Origin of the sequence: Streptomyces sp. BE303, from assembly GCF_036290945.1 — a bacterium.
Classification (GTDB): domain Bacteria; phylum Actinomycetota; class Actinomycetes; order Streptomycetales; family Streptomycetaceae; genus Kitasatospora.
Genome location: NZ_JAQYWZ010000920.1, coordinates 62,043 through 80,564, shown reverse-complemented (window position 1 = coordinate 80,564; position 18,522 = coordinate 62,043). Strand labels below are relative to the sequence as shown.

General features: G+C 71.3%; 19 protein-coding genes and 1 riboswitch. Of the genes, 5 read left to right on the top strand and 14 right to left on the bottom strand.

The annotated features are described in order from the left end of the window. Window positions 1-356: 356 nt before the first annotated feature. From PUR56_RS37675 to PUR56_RS37665, 3 genes are all read left to right on the top strand, one after another. A complete protein-coding gene (locus tag PUR56_RS37675; protein ID WP_329883103.1) occupies window positions 357-1,652 on the top strand; it encodes an extracellular solute-binding protein in 1,296 nt (431 codons plus the stop codon). 293 nt (window positions 1,653-1,945) lie between these two features. Then, complete coding sequence (locus PUR56_RS37670) at window positions 1,946-2,998, top strand: SIS domain-containing protein (RefSeq protein ID WP_329952266.1); 1,053 nt, start codon at window positions 1,946-1,948, stop codon at window positions 2,996-2,998. 496 nt (window positions 2,999-3,494) lie between these two features. Continuing rightward, window positions 3,495-5,015, top strand: a complete 1,521-nt coding sequence (locus tag PUR56_RS37665) for a sensor histidine kinase (protein ID WP_329952265.1) — start codon at window positions 3,495-3,497, stop codon at window positions 5,013-5,015. Between the two features lie 438 nt (window positions 5,016-5,453). Here the strand turns inward: PUR56_RS37665 and PUR56_RS37660 are convergent, their stop codons facing one another. Beyond that, complete coding sequence (locus PUR56_RS37660) at window positions 5,454-5,705, bottom strand: WhiB family transcriptional regulator (RefSeq protein ID WP_014138019.1); 252 nt, start codon at window positions 5,703-5,705, stop codon at window positions 5,454-5,456. Between the two features lie 371 nt (window positions 5,706-6,076). Next, window positions 6,077-7,048 (bottom strand): diacylglycerol/lipid kinase family protein, encoded by a 972-nt coding sequence (locus PUR56_RS37655; protein ID WP_329883100.1) that lies wholly within the window; start codon window positions 7,046-7,048, stop codon window positions 6,077-6,079. A gap of 50 nt (window positions 7,049-7,098) precedes the next feature. Here PUR56_RS37655 and PUR56_RS37650 point away from each other — a divergent pair, with 50 nt between their 5' ends. Continuing rightward, complete coding sequence (locus PUR56_RS37650; RefSeq protein ID WP_329952264.1) at window positions 7,099-7,527, top strand: hypothetical protein; 429 nt, start codon at window positions 7,099-7,101, stop codon at window positions 7,525-7,527. A 67-nt stretch (window positions 7,528-7,594) separates the two neighbouring features. Here PUR56_RS37650 and PUR56_RS37645 read toward each other — a convergent pair whose 3' ends face one another. From PUR56_RS37645 to sodN, 8 genes are all read right to left on the bottom strand, one after another. Then, window positions 7,595-8,623 (bottom strand): RNA polymerase sigma factor SigF, encoded by a 1,029-nt coding sequence (locus tag PUR56_RS37645; RefSeq protein WP_329883098.1) that lies wholly within the window; start codon window positions 8,621-8,623, stop codon window positions 7,595-7,597. 164 nt (window positions 8,624-8,787) lie between these two features. After that, window positions 8,788-9,198, bottom strand: coding sequence for an anti-sigma regulatory factor (locus tag PUR56_RS37640; protein WP_329883097.1), 411 nt, complete (start codon window positions 9,196-9,198; stop codon window positions 8,788-8,790). A gap of 277 nt (window positions 9,199-9,475) precedes the next feature. Beyond that, window positions 9,476-9,952 (bottom strand): GNAT family N-acetyltransferase, encoded by a 477-nt coding sequence (locus PUR56_RS37635; protein WP_329883096.1) that lies wholly within the window; start codon window positions 9,950-9,952, stop codon window positions 9,476-9,478. 9 nt (window positions 9,953-9,961) lie between these two features. After that, window positions 9,962-10,345 carry a nuclear transport factor 2 family protein gene (locus tag PUR56_RS37630; RefSeq protein WP_329952263.1) on the bottom strand — a complete coding sequence of 128 codons (384 nt, stop codon included), beginning with the start codon at window positions 10,343-10,345 and terminating at the stop codon, window positions 9,962-9,964. A gap of 79 nt (window positions 10,346-10,424) precedes the next feature. Beyond that, window positions 10,425-11,420 carry an ABC transporter substrate-binding protein gene (locus PUR56_RS37625; RefSeq protein WP_329952262.1) on the bottom strand — a complete coding sequence of 332 codons (996 nt, stop codon included), beginning with the start codon at window positions 11,418-11,420 and terminating at the stop codon, window positions 10,425-10,427. Window positions 11,421-11,448: 28 nt separating this feature from the next. Then, window positions 11,449-12,270 (bottom strand): ABC transporter ATP-binding protein, encoded by an 822-nt coding sequence (locus PUR56_RS37620; protein ID WP_380363224.1) that lies wholly within the window; start codon window positions 12,268-12,270, stop codon window positions 11,449-11,451. Continuing rightward, window positions 12,267-13,364, bottom strand: coding sequence for a FecCD family ABC transporter permease (locus PUR56_RS37615; RefSeq protein WP_329952261.1), 1,098 nt, complete (start codon window positions 13,362-13,364; stop codon window positions 12,267-12,269). Before PUR56_RS37615 ends, PUR56_RS37620 begins: the two co-directional genes overlap by 4 nt. A 122-nt stretch (window positions 13,365-13,486) precedes the next feature. After that, window positions 13,487-13,553, bottom strand: a riboswitch (cobalamin riboswitch). Window positions 13,554-13,743: 190 nt separating this feature from the next. Next, on the bottom strand, window positions 13,744-14,139 hold the full coding sequence (sodN, locus tag PUR56_RS37610; protein WP_030392857.1) for a superoxide dismutase, Ni: 396 nt from the start codon (window positions 14,137-14,139) through the stop codon (window positions 13,744-13,746). Window positions 14,140-14,408: 269 nt separating this feature from the next. On the opposite strand from sodN, the gene sodX reads away from it, so the two are divergent. Next, window positions 14,409-14,792 (top strand): nickel-type superoxide dismutase maturation protease, encoded by a 384-nt coding sequence (gene sodX, locus PUR56_RS37605; protein WP_380364793.1) that lies wholly within the window; start codon window positions 14,409-14,411, stop codon window positions 14,790-14,792. A gap of 10 nt (window positions 14,793-14,802) precedes the next feature. Here the strand turns inward: sodX and PUR56_RS37600 are convergent, their stop codons facing one another. The 4 genes from PUR56_RS37600 to PUR56_RS37585 form a co-directional block, all read right to left on the bottom strand. Beyond that, on the bottom strand, window positions 14,803-15,393 hold the full coding sequence (locus PUR56_RS37600) for a CGNR zinc finger domain-containing protein (RefSeq protein WP_329952260.1): 591 nt from the start codon (window positions 15,391-15,393) through the stop codon (window positions 14,803-14,805). Between the two features lie 112 nt (window positions 15,394-15,505). After that, window positions 15,506-16,258: an amino acid ABC transporter ATP-binding protein gene (locus PUR56_RS37595; protein ID WP_329883209.1), complete on the bottom strand. Its 753-nt coding sequence runs from the start codon at window positions 16,256-16,258 to the stop codon at window positions 15,506-15,508. A gap of 44 nt (window positions 16,259-16,302) precedes the next feature. Then, on the bottom strand, window positions 16,303-17,277 hold the full coding sequence (locus PUR56_RS37590) for an amino acid ABC transporter permease (protein WP_329883090.1): 975 nt from the start codon (window positions 17,275-17,277) through the stop codon (window positions 16,303-16,305). Between the two features lie 37 nt (window positions 17,278-17,314). Beyond that, window positions 17,315-18,241, bottom strand: a complete 927-nt coding sequence (locus PUR56_RS37585; protein ID WP_329952259.1) for an ABC transporter substrate-binding protein — start codon at window positions 18,239-18,241, stop codon at window positions 17,315-17,317. Window positions 18,242-18,522: the final 281 nt, after the last annotated feature.

Here is an 18,522-nt window from a genome sequence, read left to right as displayed (position 1 = left end):
CCGCTGCCGTTTCCCTCCGTTGACCTGCGATGTCGCAACCTGACGGTGTTCCCTCAAATCCTCCTTAAGGCACCCTTAAGTTCTACTTAGGGTAACGGTGGGGCCACTGATCGCCACGCGGTACAACAGGTCTGCAACGGCCCCGGCTGCCAGGCCATTTGGCGTTGACACCGTCAGTGGTCTAGGCCAGGCTCCAGTTCATCCGGTTCGAATTTCAATTTCACCGGATGTGGTATAGGCCCACCCCTAAGCTCTTCGCCGCCCCTCCCCGGACACCGTCCCGGCGGGCGCCACCACGCTGCCGGCGGGCACAGGCTCTAACACCCTCGGAGGATGGCGTGAAGATGCGTCGGCTCATGGCTACGGCCGGAATCATGGCGCTCGCGGTCGGACTGACGGCTTGTTCGTCGGGCGGCTCCGCGTCAAGCGACGCCAAGAACGCCTCGACGGACCCGAAGACCGCAACCGGCTCCGTCACCGTCTGGCTGATGGACGACGCCCAGAAGAGCTGGCCGGACCTCGTCCAGCGGGTGAACGACGACTTCGCCGCCAAGTACCCCAACGTCACCCTGAAGCTCGCCTACCAGGGTTGGGCCGACAAGGTGACGAAGCTGGACAAGGCGCTCGCCGACGGCACCGCCCCGGACGTCGTGGAGCTCGGCAACACCGAGACCATGAAGTACGTGCTGTCCGGCGCGCTGGCCCCGGTGGAGCGGAACACGTTCGACAACTCCGACTCCTGGATCAAGGCGCTCGCCAACACCTGCACCTACCAGGACAAGCTCTGGTGCGTGCCGTACTACGCGGGCGCCCGGGTCGCCATCTACAACTCGGCCGCCTTCCAGCAGGCCACCGGCAACGCCGAGTTCCCGAAGACCGAGGAAGAGCTGCGCACGGCGCTGGACAAGGTCGCCGACAAGAACAAGGCCGACCGCACCTACTCGTCGCTCTACCTGCCGGGCCCGTACTGGTACGCCGCGATGAGCTACGTCTCCGCGTACGGCGGCGCCATCGCCCGGTTCGACAGCGCGGGCAACTGGCACGGCACCCTGAGCGACCCCAAGTCCCAGCAGGGCATCACCCACTTCGTCGACCTGGTGCGCAAGTACAACAAGGGCGACCTCGCGGTGAACGAGCAGAACCAGTTCGAGTCGATGGCCCGGGGCCACGCGGCGGCGTTCTACGGCAACGGCTTCGAGTCCGCCAGCGTCACCGCGCCGGTCACCGGCGACCCGAGCCTGAAGGACGCCGTCAAGGTGGCCACCATGCCCGGCCCGGGCGGCAAGCCGCTGCCGACCTTCATCGGCGGCTCGGCCCTCGCCGTCACGTCCAAGTCGCCCTCGGCGGCGCTGGCCGCGGACTGGGTCCGGATGTTCACCAGCACCAAGTCCCAGCAGGCGCTCGCCGACAAGGACATCCTGCCGAACAACCTCACCCAGCTGAACCCGCTGAAGAACAAGCCGGCCACCGCCGCCGCGGCCAACGCCGTGCCGGACGCCTGGTTCACCCCGCTGGCCCCCGGCTGGGGCGCGGTGGAGAAGCAGAAGATCCTGCCGGACATGCTGACCGCGATCCTCAAGGGCAAGTCGGTGGACCAGGCCGCCAAGGAGGCCGACGCCGCGATCGACCAGCTGATCAACAAGGCGGGCTGACCGGACGGGCGGGCTGACCGGACGGGCCGGCCGATCGACAGGGCCGGCCGGTCGACCGGCCGGCAGGAGCCCCTCCCCGCACCGCGGGGAGGGGCTCCCGGCGCTTGCGGCCCCGTGGCCCCCGGGCCGGCCCGGACCTGCCGCGGACGGAGTTCTGATGTGCCCGGCGCGGACGCCCCCCGTAGGATTGCCGCAGATTCACCGCAGCGAGTGTGCGGACTCGCCGCCGTAGAGGTCTCCGCCGGGCACGCCCGCCCAGCGGGGTTGGACCACTCATCGGAGGCACATCCACGATGTCCGACACGCAGACCGTCCCTGGCCGGATCATGGCGGCGGAGATGGCCGAGCAGCCGGCCGTCCTGCAGCGGATCCTCGACGAGGGCGCTCCCAGGATCTTCGAGATCGCGTCCCGGATCGCTGCCCGCAACCCGCGCTTCGTCCTGCTCACCGCGCGCGGCACCTCGGACAACGCGGCGCTGTACGCCAAGTACCTGATCGAGATCCTGCTGGGCAAGCCGGCCGGGCTGACCTCGATGTCGACCACCACCGCGTACGGGGCCAAGCCCGACCTCTCGGACGTGCTGGTGATCACCGTCAGCCAGTCGGGCGGCTCGCCGGACCTGGTCGCCTCGACCAAGGCGGCCCGTGAGGCCGGCGCCATCACCCTCGCGGTCACCAACAACGCCGGCTCACCGCTGGCCGAGGTCTCCGAGTTCCACATCGACGTGCTGGCCGGGCCCGAGAAGGCACTGCCCGCCACCAAGACCTACACCGCCGAGCTGCTGGCCCTCTACCTGCTCGTCGAGGGTCTGCGCGGCGGCGACGGTGCGGCCGCCAAGGACCTGCCGTCGCTGGCCGCGGGGGTGCTCGCCCGCCAGGGCGAGGTCAAGGCCCTGGCCGAGCGCTACCGCTTCGCCCAGCGCCTGGTCATCACCTCGCGCGGCTACGGCTACCCGACCGCCCGCGAGGCGGCCCTGAAGCTCATGGAGACCACCTACATCCCCGCCTCCCCGTTCTCCGGCGCCGACCTGCTGCACGGCCCGCTGGCCATGGTGGACAACGTCTCGCCGGTCATCGCGATCGTGCCGGACGGCAAGGGCGGCGAGGCCCTGCAGCCGGTCCTGGACCGGCTGCGCGGCCGCGGCGCGGACCTGGTCGTGGTGGGCCAGCAGGCGCAGGTGGACGCCGCCTCCGGGGGCTTCGCGCTGCCGGCCGGCGTGCCCGAGGAGGTCCAGCCGATCCTGGAGATCCTGCCGCTCCAGCTGCTGGCCTACGAGGTCACCATCGCCCGCGGCCAGGACCCGGACGCCCCCCGCGCGCTCGCCAAGGTCACCGAGACCCACTGACGGCCGCCGCGGACGAAGAACGCCGGTCCGCCGTCCACAGCCTGTGGACGGGGGACCGGCGTTTCGCGTGCGGTGCGCGGCGCGGCGGAAGCCTGCGGGAAGCACTACGGGCCACGGCCAGGAGGGGCCCATTGGCACCGCAGCCCGGAGCTGTCGTCGGGCGCGGGCGCGGGTGACCGGAGGGGGAAAGCACTACGGGCCACGGCGCCGACACGGGACCCTCAACCCATGCGGCACCGCAGCCCGGAGCTGTCGTCGGGCACCGGGAACGACCGAGAACTGTGCGGGGTCCTCGCTCGGCGGCGTCCGACCGAGGAGTGGCCTCGCGCGGTCAGGGCAGTTGCGCGGTGGGCCTCTCCTTGGTGCCCTTTCATTGTGGACTAGACCAATCTGGGTTGTCCAGGGCTCCCCGAAAATTGGTCTGGACAACCTTCGGGGGCGTCCGACCGGCGGGTGCGCCGGGCCTGCCCCGGCCCCCTGGAGCTACCCTCGCCATGTGCCCTCGCTGAACGAACTCGTCCGCCGCCACACCACCCTGACCGGTGCCGATGTGGAGTGGCTCCACATGCTGGTCTCGGAGTGGCAGCTGCTCTCCGACCTCTCCTTCGCCGACCTGGTGCTGTGGATCCCCACCTGGGACGGCATCCGCTACGTCTCGGTGGCCCAGATGCGGCCCAACACCGGCCCCACCTCGTACCAGGACGACATGGTCGGCCACCTCGTCCCGCGCGGTCGCCGACCGCTGCTGGACGCCGCCTTCGACGAGGGCCGGATCGTGCGCGAGGGCGACCCCGAGTGGCGCGAGGAGGTGCCGGTCCGGGTCGAGTCGATCCCGGTGCGCCGTGAGGGCAAGGTGCTCGGCGTGATCGCCCGCAACACCAACCTGCTGACCGTACGGACGCCCAGCCGGCTGGAGCTCACCTACCTGCAGAGCGCCTCCGACCTGGCCCAGATGATCGCGGCCGGCACCTTCCCGTACCCCGGCGTCGAGCAGGCCGACATGGACGCCGCGCCCCGGGTCGGTGACGGCCTGATCCGCCTCGACGCGGACGGCATCGTCACCTACGCGAGCCCGAACGCGCTCTCCGCCTACCACCGGCTCGGCCTCACCACCGACCTGGTCGGCAGTCACCTGGGCCGGGCCACCGCGGACCTGGTGCCGCCCTCCCGGGCCGCCGTGCACGAGGCGCTGGTGAAGCTCGCGAGCGGCTGGGCGCCCCGGCAGACCGAGGTGGAGGTCCAGGGCGGGGTGGTGACCCTGCGGGCCATCCCGCTCAAGCCGAAGGGCGCCCTGACCGGCTCACTGGTGCTCTGCCGGGACGTCACCGAACTGCGGCGCCGCGACCGTGAACTGATGACCAAGGACGCCACCATCCGGGAGATCCACCACCGGGTGAAGAACAACCTCCAGACCGTCGCCGCGCTGTTGCGCCTGCAGTCCCGCCGGATGGAGTCGGAGGCCGGCCGGGCCGCGCTGGACGAGGCGGTCCGGCGGGTCGGCTCGATCGCGATCGTGCACGAGACGCTCTCCCATGCGCTGGACGAGAAGGTGACCTTCGACGAGATCGCCGACCGGGTGCTGGCCATGGTGATGGAGCTCTCCCAGGACGGCCGGGTGGCGACCCGCCGCAGCGGTAGCTTCGGCATCCTCTCCGCCGAGGTGGCGACCCCGCTGGCGATGGTGTTGACCGAGCTGCTGCAGAACGCGCTGGAGCACGCCTTCGGCCCGTCCTCCTCCGGGAACCTGGAGGTCAGCGCGCTGCGCGGGCGGGCGCCGTCCACCGGCATGGGCTGGTCGGACAGTTGGAACGGCGGGGCCCGTCCGGAGGAGTACTTGCTGATCACCGTGCAGGACGACGGCCGCGGCGTGCCGGAGGGCTTCGACCCGCAGCAGTCGGGCAACCTCGGGCTGCAGATCGTCCGGACCCTGGCCACCGGTGAGCTCGGCGGCACCTTCGACATGGTGGCCGGTCCGAACGGGGGTACGAAGGTCGTGCTGGAGATCCCGGTCCGCTGAGAGTCGCCGGGAGCGGCGCGGGGAGAGGGCCCGGGAGGGCCGGGGAAGTTCGGGGGAAGCGCAGAGACGCGCGAAGGGGGCGTGCAGTCGGCGAACGCGCCGGGTGCACGCCTTTTTCCGTACCGGGAAACAGAAACGAGGCCCTGTCGACCGGGGGGGGTGGGTCGACAGGGCCTCTCAACCCGTTCCGGCCGTCGGGGGGAGTCGGCCGGAACGGGGGCTCTGAGTGGTGCGACACCACACCGATGCGTTGCACACGGTGAGCGCCACAGCTCCACAATATTGCTCTAAGTGAACAGTATCAAGTGCCTGGGCGGGTCGGTGTCGCAGGACCTCGTCGAGCAAGGTCCTTTGTACGGAAGGCTTCGCCAGGAAGTGCAGGGAAGCCTTTGATCATGTGTTGATCGGTCTTGCTGTCACTGCTGCTACGGCGTGTGATCAGGCGGTGCGGGCGCGGTTGCGGGCGGCACGGCGCTTCATCGCGCGGCGCTCGTCCTCACTCATACCGCCCCAAACGCCGGCGTCCTGACCGGTCTCGAGGGCCCACTGGAGGCACTGCTCCATGACCGGACAGCGGCGGCACACGGCCTTGGCTTCCTCGATCTGCAGCAGAGCGGGACCGGTGTTCCCGATCGGGAAAAACAGCTCCGGGTCCTCTTCGCGGCAGACAGCGCGGTGGCGCCAGTCCATGGTCGTCCAACTCCTCCTGCCGGCGGGGGCTGCCCGGTCGGCGTCATCGATGGGGTTTGTGAATGTGAACGCTTTCACGAATCCCGCAACAGCAAAAGAGACCAAAGGCCCATCGGGCCCGGGAGGTCTGTGCTGGGGAGGGATTCGGCGGTTCGAGGGACGCTCCGCGGTCGGCATCCAACAGGTTCTGAGGTTGCCGTCGCTGCGATGTGTCCCGATCGCCATGTAGAGGTTCGCAAACCTCGGGCCCGGATACAACCCCCTTCAGGAAGGAATTTTTGATTCTTCGGTGTCGCCTAGCTCACAGCCAGTACTTCTATGGAGTGAAGGGGGCTTGTGCGTTCGAGAAGAAGGGCGAAGCCCCCTTCCAGTCACACAATCACACGCAGTGCCCGCCGTACGCCTGTGAAACTGACGCGACTCCTGGATCCAAGGTGATCCCCGTCGACCTGGAATGGGGCCGGTTCCTCTGAAACCAAGGTGAAGTGCCGGACGTCGTGATAGGTGACGACGTGCTTCCCGGAGGGGCCGGGCGGCGGGGTGTCATCGCTCGAAGGCCCGTGCGACCGCAGGATCTGACGGACCGTTCGAGCCGTACCGAACGCCGTCATCCGGGTGATGCCGAAGACGTCGAGGTCCGCGTCGAAGGAGGCGAGCGGTGAGGGATAGACCGGGCGGTTGCCCAGGAACGTCCACGGCGAGGTGTTGCTGACTATCGCCAGCGCCAGGCCCGGAACCGGTGCGCGGCCCGCCAGTTCCAGCGTGACCGGGCCCGATCTGCGCTGCTCACGCTGGGTGACGAAGTGCCGGAGCGCCTGGGTGACGTAGAGCGCGTGCGTGGACTTGCGCCCCGCCCGGCGCTGCTCCTCCACCCGGCCGACCACGCCGGCGTCGAAGCCGAGGCCCGCGGTGAACGTGAACCAGCGGTCCGGCAGGCCCTCGGTCATCGCCTTGCCCAGCCCGATCGGCCGCTCGCTGCGGCTCTCCAGGGCGGCCAGCAGCGCACCGGTCGCCTCGACCGGGTCGTTGGGCAGGCCCAGGGCGCGCGCGAACACGTTGGTCGAGCCGCCGGGCACCACGGCCAGCCGGGGGACCTTCTCGCCCGGGCCGTGCGAGAGCAGTCCGTTGACCACCTCGTTGACGGTGCCGTCCCCGCCGAGCGCCACCACCAGGTCGACCGCGCCGTCGTCCACCGCCTCGCGGGCCAGGTCACGTGCGTGGCCGCGGTACTCGGTCTGCGCCACCTCCAGCTTGAGGTCGCTGCGCAGGGCGTGGATCAGGACATCCCTGGTGCGGCCACTGGTGGTGGTCGCTTTCGGATTGACGACCAGGAGAGCGCGCATGTGCTCAGCCTACGGGTCGGTACGGACCGGTCGGCGGCTACCCTGCTGGAGTGACCGCAGAATCCTCCGCACCCGTCCCCGCGCCCGGCTCCGCGCGGCCCACGGCGCTCACCCTGGGCGCCGCCATCACCGCACTGGAGGGCGCCGCGCTGGCCGTCGTCGGCGTCTGGGACATGGTCGCCGCGCTGTCCGGCGAGTCCAAGCAGCTCGCCCTGAACGAGTTCGGCGGCCTGGTGATCGTGCTGCTCGGCGTCCTGCCGCTGCTGGCCGCCCGGGCGCTGCTCAAGGGCCGCCGCTGGGGCCGCAGCCCGGCCGTGCTGACCAACTCGACCTGCCTGCCGGTGGCGTACTACATGTGGCAGAGCGGCGGCCCGATGGCCGCCGTGGCGCTGGCCGTCGCCGCGATCGGCCTGACCGGCATCGGCGCGCTGCTCAGCCCGAGGGCGACGGAGGCCCTCTACGCTCCGCACGAGGGCTGAGCACAGAGGGCCGAAGGCCCGGTGGCCGCCCGTCGGGCGGCCACCGGTGGGGCGTGCCGGGCGCGCCCTACTCCTCCACCAGGAGCTTCTCCCGCAGCTGGGCGAGGGTCCGGGCGAGCAGCCGGGAGACGTGCATCTGGGAGATGCCCACCTCGGCGGCGATCTGCGACTGGGTCATGTTCCGGAAGAACCGCAGCACCAGGATCTTCTGCTCCCGGGGCGGCAGTTGGGCCAGCAGTGGCTTGAGCGACTCGCGGTACTCGACGCCCTCCAGGGCCTCGTCGGTGGTGCCCAGGGTGTCCGCGACGGCCGGCGACTCGTCGTCGCTGTCCGGCACGTCCAGCGAGAGCGTGGAGTACGCGTTGGCGGACTCCAGACCCTCCAGCACGTCCTCCTCGGAGATCCCCAGGTGCTCGGCCAGCTCGTGCACCGTGGGGGAGCGGCCGTGCCGCTGGGAGAGCTCGCTGGTCGCCGTGGTCAGCGAGAGCCGCAGTTCCTGGAGCCGGCGCGGTACCCGGACCGCCCAGCCCTTGTCGCGGAAGTGCCGCTTGATCTCGCCGACGATCGTCGGCGTCGCGTAGGTGGAGAACTCGACCCCGCGCTCGTGGTCGAAGCGGTCCACCGACTTGATCAGGCCGATGGTGGCGACCTGGGTCAGGTCGTCCAGCGGCTCGCCGCGGTTGCGGAACCGCCGGGCCAGGTGCTCGACCAGCGGGATGTGCATGCGCACCAGCTGGTTGCGCAGCTCGACGCGCTCCGAGGAGCCGTCGGGCAGCGCGGACAGCCGGACGAACAGCGCCCGGGCCGCTTCGCGGTCCGGTGCACCGCTGCGGTGCGGGGTCTGGGCGGGCACCGCGGCGCGCAGCGCCTCGGCAGCCTGCTCGGCCGTGTCGGCCGCCGTGGCCGCCTCGTCCGGGAGGTCCGCGGCCTGCGGCTCGGGCGTGGGCGACGGATCGGGCGTCGGCTCGGTCGGCTGGCTCATCCGCTGGGCGTCCTTCGGGTGCGCTTCGTCGTTGGCGGCGAGGCCGGGCATGCTCGCCTGGGTCGGTACGGCAGGGCCCGCCGTCGCGAGGCCGGTACGGTCCAGATCACTCACGGCCATTCCCCCGTTCCGTTCCGGGAGCGCCGGGGCCGCCGGCCCCGGTTCGTCTCGATGGTCGTACCGCCCGGTGGGGGCGGTACGGGGAGCCGCCCGCCGGCCCGGGTGGGTACCGGGCGGACGGCTCTCGGTCGGTGCTGCCGCGATCTCTCGCGGCGGCACTAGTGGGTGGCGGGGCCGCCACGCTTCTTGTGCAGGCTGATCGACACGGTGTTGTCCTCGGCGACCGTGGACTCCACCTCGCCGGCCAGGGCCGAGAGCACCGTCCAGGCGAAGGTGTCCCGCTCGGGGGCCCGGCCGTCGGTGGTCGGCGCCGAGACGATCACCTTCAGCGAGTCGCCGACCAGTCGGAACTCGCAGGAGAGGACCGAACCGGGGACGGCCTGCTGGAGCAGGATGGCGCACGCCTCGTCGACCGCGATGCGCAGGTCCTCGATCTCGTCCAGCGTGAAGTCCAGCCGGGCCGCCAGGCCCGCCGTGGCTGTTCGCAGGACCGAGAGGTAGGCGCCCGCAGCGGGCAGCCGGACCTCAACGAAGTCCTGCACTCCGGGCTCGCCGTCGATCTGGGACACCCTCACCTCCTGGGTGACGCGCTGTGCTTCCGGGCCGGTGGCCGCGGCACTGTCTGTTGCTTGGCTCAACTGCTTCGCCCCAACTGTCCAGAGGGGTGGTGCGGTACGTACCGGTCATACCCCTCAAGGAGTGGCCGGACGCCGCGCGTCCGTCCGAGACGTTACCGCTTTCCTGACCCGGTACGGGAGTCACTCATGGTAAGGCATCGCGACGCAGGGTGGCAGTGGTCGGACGCGGGCCTTGCAGGCCGTCCGTGCGCGCCCCCGCGCGCCGGTTTCAGCGGGTGCCGGCGGCGGCGAGCGCGTCGCCGGTGAGCCGGTAGACGGTCCAGCCGTCCATCGGCACCGCGCCGAGCGCCTTGTAGAAGTCGATCGAGGGCTCGTTCCAGTCCAGCACCGACCACTCCACCCGGGAGTAGCCGCGCTCGACGGCGATCCGCGCCAGTTCCAGCAGCAGCGCCTTGCCGTGGCCGCCGCCGCGGGCCTCCGGGCGGACGTAGAGGTCCTCCAGGTAGACGCCGTGGGTGCCGCGCCAGGTCGAGAAGTTGCGGAACCAGAGCGCGAAGCCGACCGGCTCGCCGGTGGTGTCGTCCTCGGCGATCAGGCCGAACACGGCCGGCTCGGCGCCGAACAGCGCGTCGTGCAGCTGGTCGTCGGTGGCCACGGCCTCGTCGGGGGCCTTCTCGTACGTCGCGAGCTCGTGGATCAGGGTGCGGATGAGCGGAACGTCGGTGGCGACGGCGGTGCGGATCATGGCACGAGCCTACTGGGCCGGTTCGTTCTCGTCCCAGGCCTGGACGGAGGTCTGGTCGACGATCCGCCCGTCGCGCAGGTCCGCGACCGAGCTGACCAGCACCCGGACGCCGTCCGGGTAGCGGCAGGACTCCAGGAAGGCGAGGCGGTCGTCCTGGAGCACCACCTGTTCCAGCCGGTGGGTGGTCTGCCGGCCGTAGAGGTCGTCCAGCAGGGCGCCGATCTCGTCCCGGCCGTGCATGACCAGGGGGTGGCTGGGCTGGGTGGTGCGGTCGACCACGCGGACCTCGGCGTCGTCCGCGTAGAGCGCCAGCAGGGCCGAGGCGTCGGCGTGTTCGATGCCCTGGCGAAGGGCTCCGGTGTCGAAGGCGGGCGGTGCGGCCATGGCGGTCATGTGCTCGCTCCTGCGGTCGGTTCCGTCGGCTCGTACCTTCGAGCGTACGCCCGGCGGAACCGGCCGGAGGGGCGGTGGTTCAGCGGGCCGGCACGGTCCGCAGGTAGGCCGCCAGCGCGGTGATCGCGGCCGGGTTGCGCGGGCTCTCCACCAGGTCGACGTAGTCCAGGACGAAGATCCGGTCGTTGCGGACGGCGGAGACGCCGGCCAGCGGCGGGAAGGTCTTCAGGAACTTCCGCTTGGCCTCGGCGTCCGGGGTGCCGTAGTTGTTGATCACGATCACCTCGGGGTCGCGCTGGACCACGCTCTCCCAGCCCACCGTGGTCCAGGAGTCGGCGACGTCGCCCGTCACGTTCCGGCCGCCGGCCTTGGAGATGATCTCCTCCGGCGCCGCGAACCTCCCCGAGGTGAACGGCTTGTCCTCGCCGCTGTCGTAGAGGAACACGCCGGGGCGGTACGCCGGCTCCGGCACGGCGGCCACCTGGGTCTTGAACTCGGCGATCAGCTTGTCGGCCCGGTCCCGCACGTCGAAGATCTCGCCCAGGTTGGCGAGGTCCGTGTAGAGCGCGTCCAGCGGGGCCATCACGCCGCGCTCCGGGCCCTTGCCGCTGCGGCAGGACTCGCTGAGCACGTAGGAGGCGACACCCAGGTCGGCCAGGGCCTGCGGGGTGACGCCGCTCGCGTCGTCGAAGCCGTAGTGCCAGCCGGCGAAGACCAGGTCGGCCTTGGCCTCCAGCGCGATCTCCTTGGTGATCTGCTTCTTGGAGAGCCAGGTGGTCCGCTGGTAGCCGTCCTTCCAGGCGACCTTCTCGACGTCGCCCTTGTCGTCCGGCATGACGTAGCCGGCCATCCGGTCCTCCAGCCCGAGCGCGAGCATCAGCTCGGTGATGCCGACGTCGTTGGTCACCGTCCGCGCCGGCTTCTGCCGGAAGGTGAGCTCGGTGCCGCAGTTGCGGACGGTCACCGGGTAGTGGGCGGAGGCGGTGGCGCCGTCACCGCTCGGGGCTATCTCGGCGCCGCAGCCGGTGAGGGCGAGGGCGAGCAGGGCGGCGGCGGCAACGGCTTTGGTACGCATGGCGGTTCCTTGCTGGATCAACGGGGGGTCACTTGGCGAGTCGGTCGAAGAGCAGCTGGACGGCGCCGGTCCCCGGGTGCCGGACGGGCGTCGCGCGGACCCCGAACACCTCGGCGAGCAGTCCGGGTTCGAGCACCTCGGCGGGCGGTCCGGAGGCGACGATCCGCCCGGCCGCGACCACGTACAGCAGGTCGCAGTGGCCGGCCGCCAGGTTGAGGTCGTGCAGCGCGGTGAGTACCGTCGGCCCGGCCTCCCGGACCAGTGCCAGCACCTCCAACTGGTGCGCGATGTCCAGGTGGTTGGTGGGCTCGTCGAGCACCAGCACCTTCGGCTCCTGGACCAGCGCGCGGGCGATCAGCACCCGCTGCTTCTCGCCGCCGGACAGGCTCAGGAAGCCCCGTTCGGCGAGGTGGGCCGCACCCACCCGGCGCAGCGCCGCGGCGCACCGCTCGCCGTCGCCGGCGGCGGGCCCGGCGGCCGGGCCGCGCCGGTGCGGCAGCCGGCCCATGGCGACGACCTCGGCCACGGTGAAGTCGAACTCGGCGGAGTGCTCCTGGGGCAGCGCGGCGACCCGCCGGGCGGCCTCGCGCGCGGTGAGCGCGTGCAGTTCCTCGCCGCCCAGCCGGACGGCCCCGGCGGCGGGCCGCAGCGCCCGGTAGACGCAGCGCAGCAGCGTGGACTTGCCGCTGCCGTTCGGTCCGACCAGGCCGACCACCTGCCCGGCGGCGGCGGTCAGGGTGACGTCGTGGACCAGCCGGAGGCCGGCCAGCTCGACCGAGACGCGGTCGACGGCGAGGTCCAGGGCGGGGTCCGCGGTGAGGTCGGGGACGGTCGTGCGGACGGCCCTCATCGGCCACCTCCGAAGGAGTAGCTGCGGCGGCGCATCAGCAGCAGGAAGCAGGGCACCCCGAGGGCCGCGGTGACCACCCCGACCGGAAGTTCGGCGGGGGCCAGCAGGGTGCGCGAGACGATGTCCACCCAGACCAGCAGCAGGGCCCCGGCGAGCGGCGCGATCAGCAGCACCCGGCGGTGGCCGGCGCCGACCAGCATCCGCACCACGTGCGGGACCATCAGCCCGACGAAGCCGATCGCGCCGCTGACCGCGACGACCGTGCCGGTGACGGCGGCGGTCACGACGAACAGTTCGCGGCGCAGCCGGTCCGGGTCGACTCCGAGCGAGGCGGCCGTCTCGTCGCCCATGGCGAGCGCGTCCAGCCGCCCGGCGGAGCAGATCAGGTGGGTCAGCCCGGCGAGCACGGTGACGGCGGCGATCGGCACCGAGCCCCAGGTGGCCCCGCCGAGGCTGCCGAGCAGCCACATCATGGCGGAGCGGGCGGCCTCGCCGCGGGCGGCGGCGAACACCATCAGCGCCGTGACGGCGGAGAAGCCGTAGGACATCGCGGTGCCGGTCAGCACCAGGCGCAGCGGGGTGAGGCCGTAGGCGGTACGGGCCGTCAGGTAGACGAGCACCATGGCGAGCAGGGCCGCGCCGAAGGCGGAGACGGAGAGCGCCCAGACGCCGAGCGAGGCGAAGGCGCCCAGCATGAGCACGGCGTTGGCGCCGACCGAGGCACCGGAGGAGATGCCGAGCACGAAGGGGTCGGCCAGCGCGTTGCGGACCATCGCCTGGACCGCGACCCCGGTGGCGGCCAGTCCGGCGCCGACCACGGCGGCGAGGACGGCGCGCGGCAGCCGGATCTCCCAGACGATCGCGTAGGCGGCGGCCTCGTCGGCCTCCAGCCGGCCGCCGGTCAGGCCGGCGCCGAGCAGTCGCAGCACCCGGGCCCAGCCGAGTCCGGAGGAGCCCACCGCCACGGCGCAGACCAGCGAGAGCAGCAGGGCCGCGGCCAGGCCGGCGGCCAGCGGCACGGTGGGTGTCCGGCGTGTCCCGGGCGCGGGCGGCGCGGCGGCCGGTATCGGGGGTGCGGTGGCGGTGGTGCTCACAAGCGGCGCGCCTTCGCCTCGGGCCGGGGCGGCGCGGGGCGGCACGTCCGGGCGGAGGGTACGCCGGGGCGGCATCCCCTCGCAGTCCACGGCGAGTTGTCGGGAGGTCGGCGCCCCGGGGCGGTCGGACTCACGGTGCGGGGCACCGTTCACCGTTGCGGGTCAGCGCCGGATTCGCACCGGCTTCCCCTCGGGACGCCCAGGCAGCATAACAAGCGCTCCGGTCAGGTAACCCTTACCGGGTCGGGCGCGGACGCGGACCGCCCGGGCAGGCCGCGGACGCGGGCCTGGGCGGCGGCGGGGCCCGACCCGCGGAGAACGCACGGCCGCCCCCGTCCGGCGGTGCGGACGGGGGCGGCCGAGGGGTGCTGACCGGGGGTCAGCCCTGCTTGGTCTCCCAGAAGATCTTGTCGACCTCGGCGATCAGGTCGAGCAGGGCCTGGCCGGTGGCCGGGTCGGTCGACGCCTTGGCGGCCGAGGCGGCCTTCAGGGTGTCGTTGATCAGCTGGTGCAGCTGCGGGTACTTCTCGAAGTGCGGGGCCTTGAAGTAGTCGCTCCAGAGCACCGAGATGTGGTGCTTGACGGCCTCCGCGCGCTGCTCCTTGATGATGACGGCGCGGGCGCGGAAGTGCGCGTCCTCGTTGGCCTGGTACTTCTCCTGAGTGGCCTTCACCGACTCGGCCTCGATCCGCGCCTGGGCGGGGTCGTACACGCCGCAGGGCAGGTCGCAGTGGGCGTGCGCGGTGGCACGCGGTGCAAACAGACGAGAGAACATGGGAGTCCTTCCTTAGATCGTCTTCCCGCGGCCGAGATTACCCCGCCGGTCGCGGGGTTTCGCGATCGGGCGGCGGGCCTAGGGCAAAAGGCCGAGCCGGAACCCGGCCAATCCGGACACCGGCGGGTGACGGTCCGTACGGCAGACTTGGGAGCCGAGGACGCGGGCGCGAGCCGGGAGGACGAGTCGTGGCACGGAGCGCGGAACCGGAGGACGGCACCCCGGGGGGCGGCGCGCCGTTCGGGCTGATCGACGTGGCGGGCGACTCGATGGTGCCGACGCTGCGGGAGGGGGACCAGCTGCTGGTCCGGTACGGAGCACGGATCAGGCCGGGCGCGGTGGTGGTGTTCCGTCACCCGTTCCAGCAGGACCTGCTGGTGGTCAAACGGGCCGACGCCCGGCGCCCCAAGGGCTGGTGGCTGCTCTCCGACAACCGGCCGGTCGACAGCGACAGCCGCAGCTACGGCGCGGTCCCGGACGAGCTGGTGCTCGGCCGGGTGCTGCTGCGGCTGCGCCCGCGCCCGGCCTGGCTGGCCCCCGGCCGCGGGCTGGAGCGCCTGCTGCTCTCCACCCCGCTGGCCCGGATCCCCGGCCTGGCCCGGCGCTGCGGCGTCTGGGTCCGCCCGGAGGAGATCCGGGGGAGCCGGGCGTAGGCCCGGGCCCTCAGCCCTGGCCGGCGGTGGCGGCCTCCTGGGCCTCCAGCCGCTTGCGGGCCCGGTAGGCGGCGACGTTGGCGCGGGTCGCGCAGCGGTCTGAGCAGTACCGCCGGGACCGGTTGGTCGAGGTGTCCAGGTAGGAGTTGCGGCAGGGTGCGGCCTGGCAGATGCCGAGCCGGTCGGCGCCCGTCTCGGTCAGGTGGACGGCCAGGCCCATGCAGGCGACGGCGCTGAAGTGCGCGGTGGCGGTGGGGGAGTTGTCGGCGAGGTGCAGGTGCCAGCGGGGCTGGCCGGCGGCGTCCAGGTAGTCGTGGCCGGAGACCAGCGGGCTGACCGGGAACTCCATGAGCAGGCTGTTCAGCAGGTCGACGCTGCGGAACTCGTCGCCCTCGGCGGCGGCCTCGAAGACTCCGCGCAGCCGGGTGCGGACGGCCCGCAGCCGGGGCAGGTCGGATTCGTCGGCGAGGTCGCGGGCCCGGGACGCGTCCGAGAACAGTCCGCGCACCGCATCCACCGAGGTCAGCGAGTCGGTGCCGCGCTCGGGCTCCTCGGTGTTCACCAGCCGGACGGCCAGATCGGCGTACGAGGCGAGCTCCACGGGGGTCCTTCCAGGGGTTGGTAACGGGCTGACTGCGTCCAGCCTATTACCTGTGCGGGGAAAACGTCGGCGCCCGGCAGGGCGGGCCTGCCGGGCGCCGACGTGGACGTGCTCAGAGCACCTTGGAGAGGAACGCGCGGGTGCGTTCGTGCTGCGGGTCGGTGAGGACCTGGCGCGGGTTGCCGGACTCGACGACGACGCCGCCGTCCATGAACACCAGTGCGTCGCCGACCTCGCGGGCGAAGCCCATCTCGTGGGTGACGACCACCATGGTCATCCCCTCCTCGGCGAGGCCGCGCATGACGTCGAGGACGTCGCCGACCAGCTCGGGGTCGAGCGCCGACGTGGGCTCGTCGAAGAGCATCAGCTTGGGCTTCATGGCCAGGGCCCGGGCGATCGCCACCCGCTGCTGCTGGCCGCCGGAGAGCTGGGACGGGTAGTTCTTGGCCTTGTCGGCCAGACCGACCCGCTCCAGCAGCGCCATCCCGCGTTCCCGGGCGGAGCTCCTGCTCTCGCCCTTGACCTGAACCGGCGCCTCGATGACGTTCTCTATGGCGGTCATGTGCGGGAACAGGTTGAAGCGCTGGAAGACCATGCCGATGTCGCGCCGCTTCAGCGCGACCTCGCTGTCCTTGAGCTCGTAGAGCTTGTCGCCCTTCTGGCGGTAGCCGACGAGGTCGCCGTCCACCCAGAGCCGGCCGCCGTTGATCTTCTCCAGGTGGTTGATGCACCGGAGGAAGGTCGACTTGCCGGAGCCGGAGGGGCCGATCAGACAGAACACCTCGCCCTGCTTGACCTCCAGGTCGATGCCCTTGAGGACCTGGACGGTGCCGTAGGACTTGTGGACGTTCTCGGACCGGACCATCGGGCCGCCCTGGGCGGCGTCGGCGGTCGGCTTGGTCAGATCGGTCATACGTGACCACCTCCCTCAAGCCCCGGGACCACGTCGGACTGGGTCTTCGGGGTGGGCTTCCCGGCGAACAGGCCCCGCAGTCGCTGCAGCGGGGTGGGCGGGAGGGTCCGGTTGGAGCCGCGGGCGTAGTGCCGCTCGATGTAGTACTGGCCGACGGTCAGCACGGAGGTGAAGGCGAGGTACCAGAGGCTGACCACGATCAGGATCGGGATGTTCTGGTAGTTCCGAGAGTAGATGATCTGACCGGCGCGGAAGATCTCCTCCAGGGAGATCACGGAGACCAGCGAGGTGGTCTTGAGCATCGAGATGGTCTCGTTGCCGGTCGGCGGGATGATCACCCGCATGGCCTGCGGCAGGATGACCCGCCGCATGGTCTGGAACTGGCTCATGCCGAGCGCGTGCGACGCCTCGGCCTGGCCCTCGTCCACCGACTGGATGCCGCCGCGGACGATCTCCGCCATGTAGGCGGCCTCGTTCAGGCCGAGGCCCAGCAGGGCGGCGACGAAGGTCGGGATCAGCACGTTGGTGGACTCGGACCAGAACTCCGGTCCCCACGGCACGCCGATCGAGAGCTTGGCCCAGATCAGGCCGAGGAAGTTCCAGAAGACCAGCTGCACCAGGACCGGCGTGCCGCGGAAGATCCAGATGTAGATCCAGGCGGTGCCGGAGAGCAGCGGGTTCCGGGAGAGCCGCATCACCGCGAGGATGATGCCGCCGACCACACCCATGATCATGGCGAGCGCGGTCAGCTCCAGCGTGACGAGCATGCCGTGCACGATGCTGTCGTGGAAGAGGTACTTCCCGACGATGTCCCACTTGAAAGCGGGGTTGGTGAAGAGGGCGCTCAGCAGCATCGCGCCGAGGACGGCGATGACGACGGCGCCCGCCCAGCGTCCGGGGTGGCGGACCGGGACGGCCTTGATGGTCTCAGGCCGTCCCTTCTCCGCGTGCCCCTTGTCCAGAGAATTCACGGTGTGGCCTCGGGGGAGAGAGGAATCCGGCGGAGGGTCAGCTGACGGCGCCGTTGAGCGTGGACTTGTCGAGGGCGCCGGCCTCGACGCCCCACTTGGCGAGGATCTGCTTGTAGGTGCCGTCGTCGATCAGCGACTGGACGGCGCCCTGGACGGCCGGGGCGAGCGCGGAGCCCTTGGCGAGCGCGATGCCGTAGGGGGCCGAGTCGTAGGTGGAGCCGAGCTTCTCCAGCTGGCCGCCGGACTGCTTGATCGCGTAGTCGACGACCGGGGAGTCGGCCATCATCGCCTGGTCGCGGCCGGAGACCACCGCGTTGGTGACGTCGGTCTGCAGGTCGAACTTGTCGCCGTCGTTCACGACACCCGGCTTGCCGGCCTTGACGCAGGCGGGGCTGCGGGTGTCGGTGATCTCCTGGGCCTGGGTGGTGCCGGTCTGGACGGCGATCTTCTTGCCGCAGAGGTCGTCGGCGTTGATCTTGTCCGGGTTGCCCTTCTTGACCGCGATCGCGCTGCCGGCGTTGAAGTAGGTGACCAGGTCGACGGTCTGCTCGCGCTCCTTGTTGTCCGTGAGGGACGACATGCCGAGCTGGAACTTGTTCGACTGGATGCCCGGGATGATCGCGGTGAACTGCGAGTCCTGGACGTCGGCCTTGAGACCGAGCTTGGCCGCGACGGCGTTGGCCAGGTCGACGTCCATGCCGACGATCTTGCCGCTGTCGTCCTTGAACTCGTTCGGCGCGTACGAGGCGTCCGTACCGACCACGATCTTGCCGGAGGACTTGACGTCGGCCGGGACGAGCGCGGTCAGCTTCTCGTCGACCTTCACCTCGTTGACGGTTGCGGAGGCATTCGGCGCGCCGCTGCTCTCCTCCTTGCTGCTGCCGCAGGCGGTCAGCACGAGCGACGCGGACGCGAGCACGGCCGCGCCGGCGAGGAGACGGGTGCGCTGGGTACGGACGATCATGGGGGAGATCTCCTCCTGAGGGAGAGGTCGGGCGGAGCGCACCGCGGGGGGCGGCACACCGGGGCAGTAGGCCGTACGGCGCTGTACGGGTGGGGCAGGGTGACTGCGCAGGGTGGTACGAGGTACTGCTCTCCGCCACCGTCCGCCGAGGTGGGCGTTTGACCGAACCGCCTCGACCAGTGGCCGGCTCGATCCGAGATGGGGGGAATCCTGCCATCTGATGACGGGCGGGTGGTCCTTATTCAGATCAAAATCGGATAACGAGGGGGCGTGCCGTCCGC

Excerpts from the sequence above, each read along its gene's own strand:
- PUR56_RS37620 (WP_380363224.1), bottom strand. The coding sequence starts at position 12,270 with ATGAGGGCCGTCCGCACGACCGTCCCCGACCTCACCGCGGACCCCGCC.
- PUR56_RS37630 (WP_329952263.1), bottom strand. The coding sequence starts at position 10,345 with ATGACCGCCATGGCCGCACCGCCCGCCTTCGACACCGGAGCCCTTCGC.
- PUR56_RS37635 (WP_329883096.1), bottom strand. The coding sequence starts at position 9,952 with ATGATCCGCACCGCCGTCGCCACCGACGTTCCGCTCATCCGCACCCTG.
- PUR56_RS37660 (WP_014138019.1), bottom strand. The coding sequence starts at position 5,705 with ATGGACTGGCGCCACCGCGCTGTCTGCCGCGAAGAGGACCCGGAGCTG.
- sodN (WP_030392857.1), bottom strand. The coding sequence starts at position 14,139 with ATGTTCTCTCGTCTGTTTGCACCGCGTGCCACCGCGCACGCCCACTGC.
- PUR56_RS37585 (WP_329952259.1), bottom strand. The coding sequence starts at position 18,241 with ATGATCGTCCGTACCCAGCGCACCCGTCTCCTCGCCGGCGCGGCCGTG.
- sodX (WP_380364793.1), top strand. The coding sequence starts at position 14,409 with ATGGTGCCGACGCTGCGGGAGGGGGACCAGCTGCTGGTCCGGTACGGA.
- PUR56_RS37675 (WP_329883103.1), top strand. The coding sequence starts at position 357 with ATGGCTACGGCCGGAATCATGGCGCTCGCGGTCGGACTGACGGCTTGT.
- PUR56_RS37670 (WP_329952266.1), top strand. The coding sequence starts at position 1,946 with ATGTCCGACACGCAGACCGTCCCTGGCCGGATCATGGCGGCGGAGATG.
- PUR56_RS37655 (WP_329883100.1), bottom strand. The coding sequence starts at position 7,048 with ATGCGCGCTCTCCTGGTCGTCAATCCGAAAGCGACCACCACCAGTGGC.
- PUR56_RS37595 (WP_329883209.1), bottom strand. The coding sequence starts at position 16,258 with ATGGTCCGGTCCGAGAACGTCCACAAGTCCTACGGCACCGTCCAGGTC.
- PUR56_RS37625 (WP_329952262.1), bottom strand. The coding sequence starts at position 11,420 with ATGCGTACCAAAGCCGTTGCCGCCGCCGCCCTGCTCGCCCTCGCCCTC.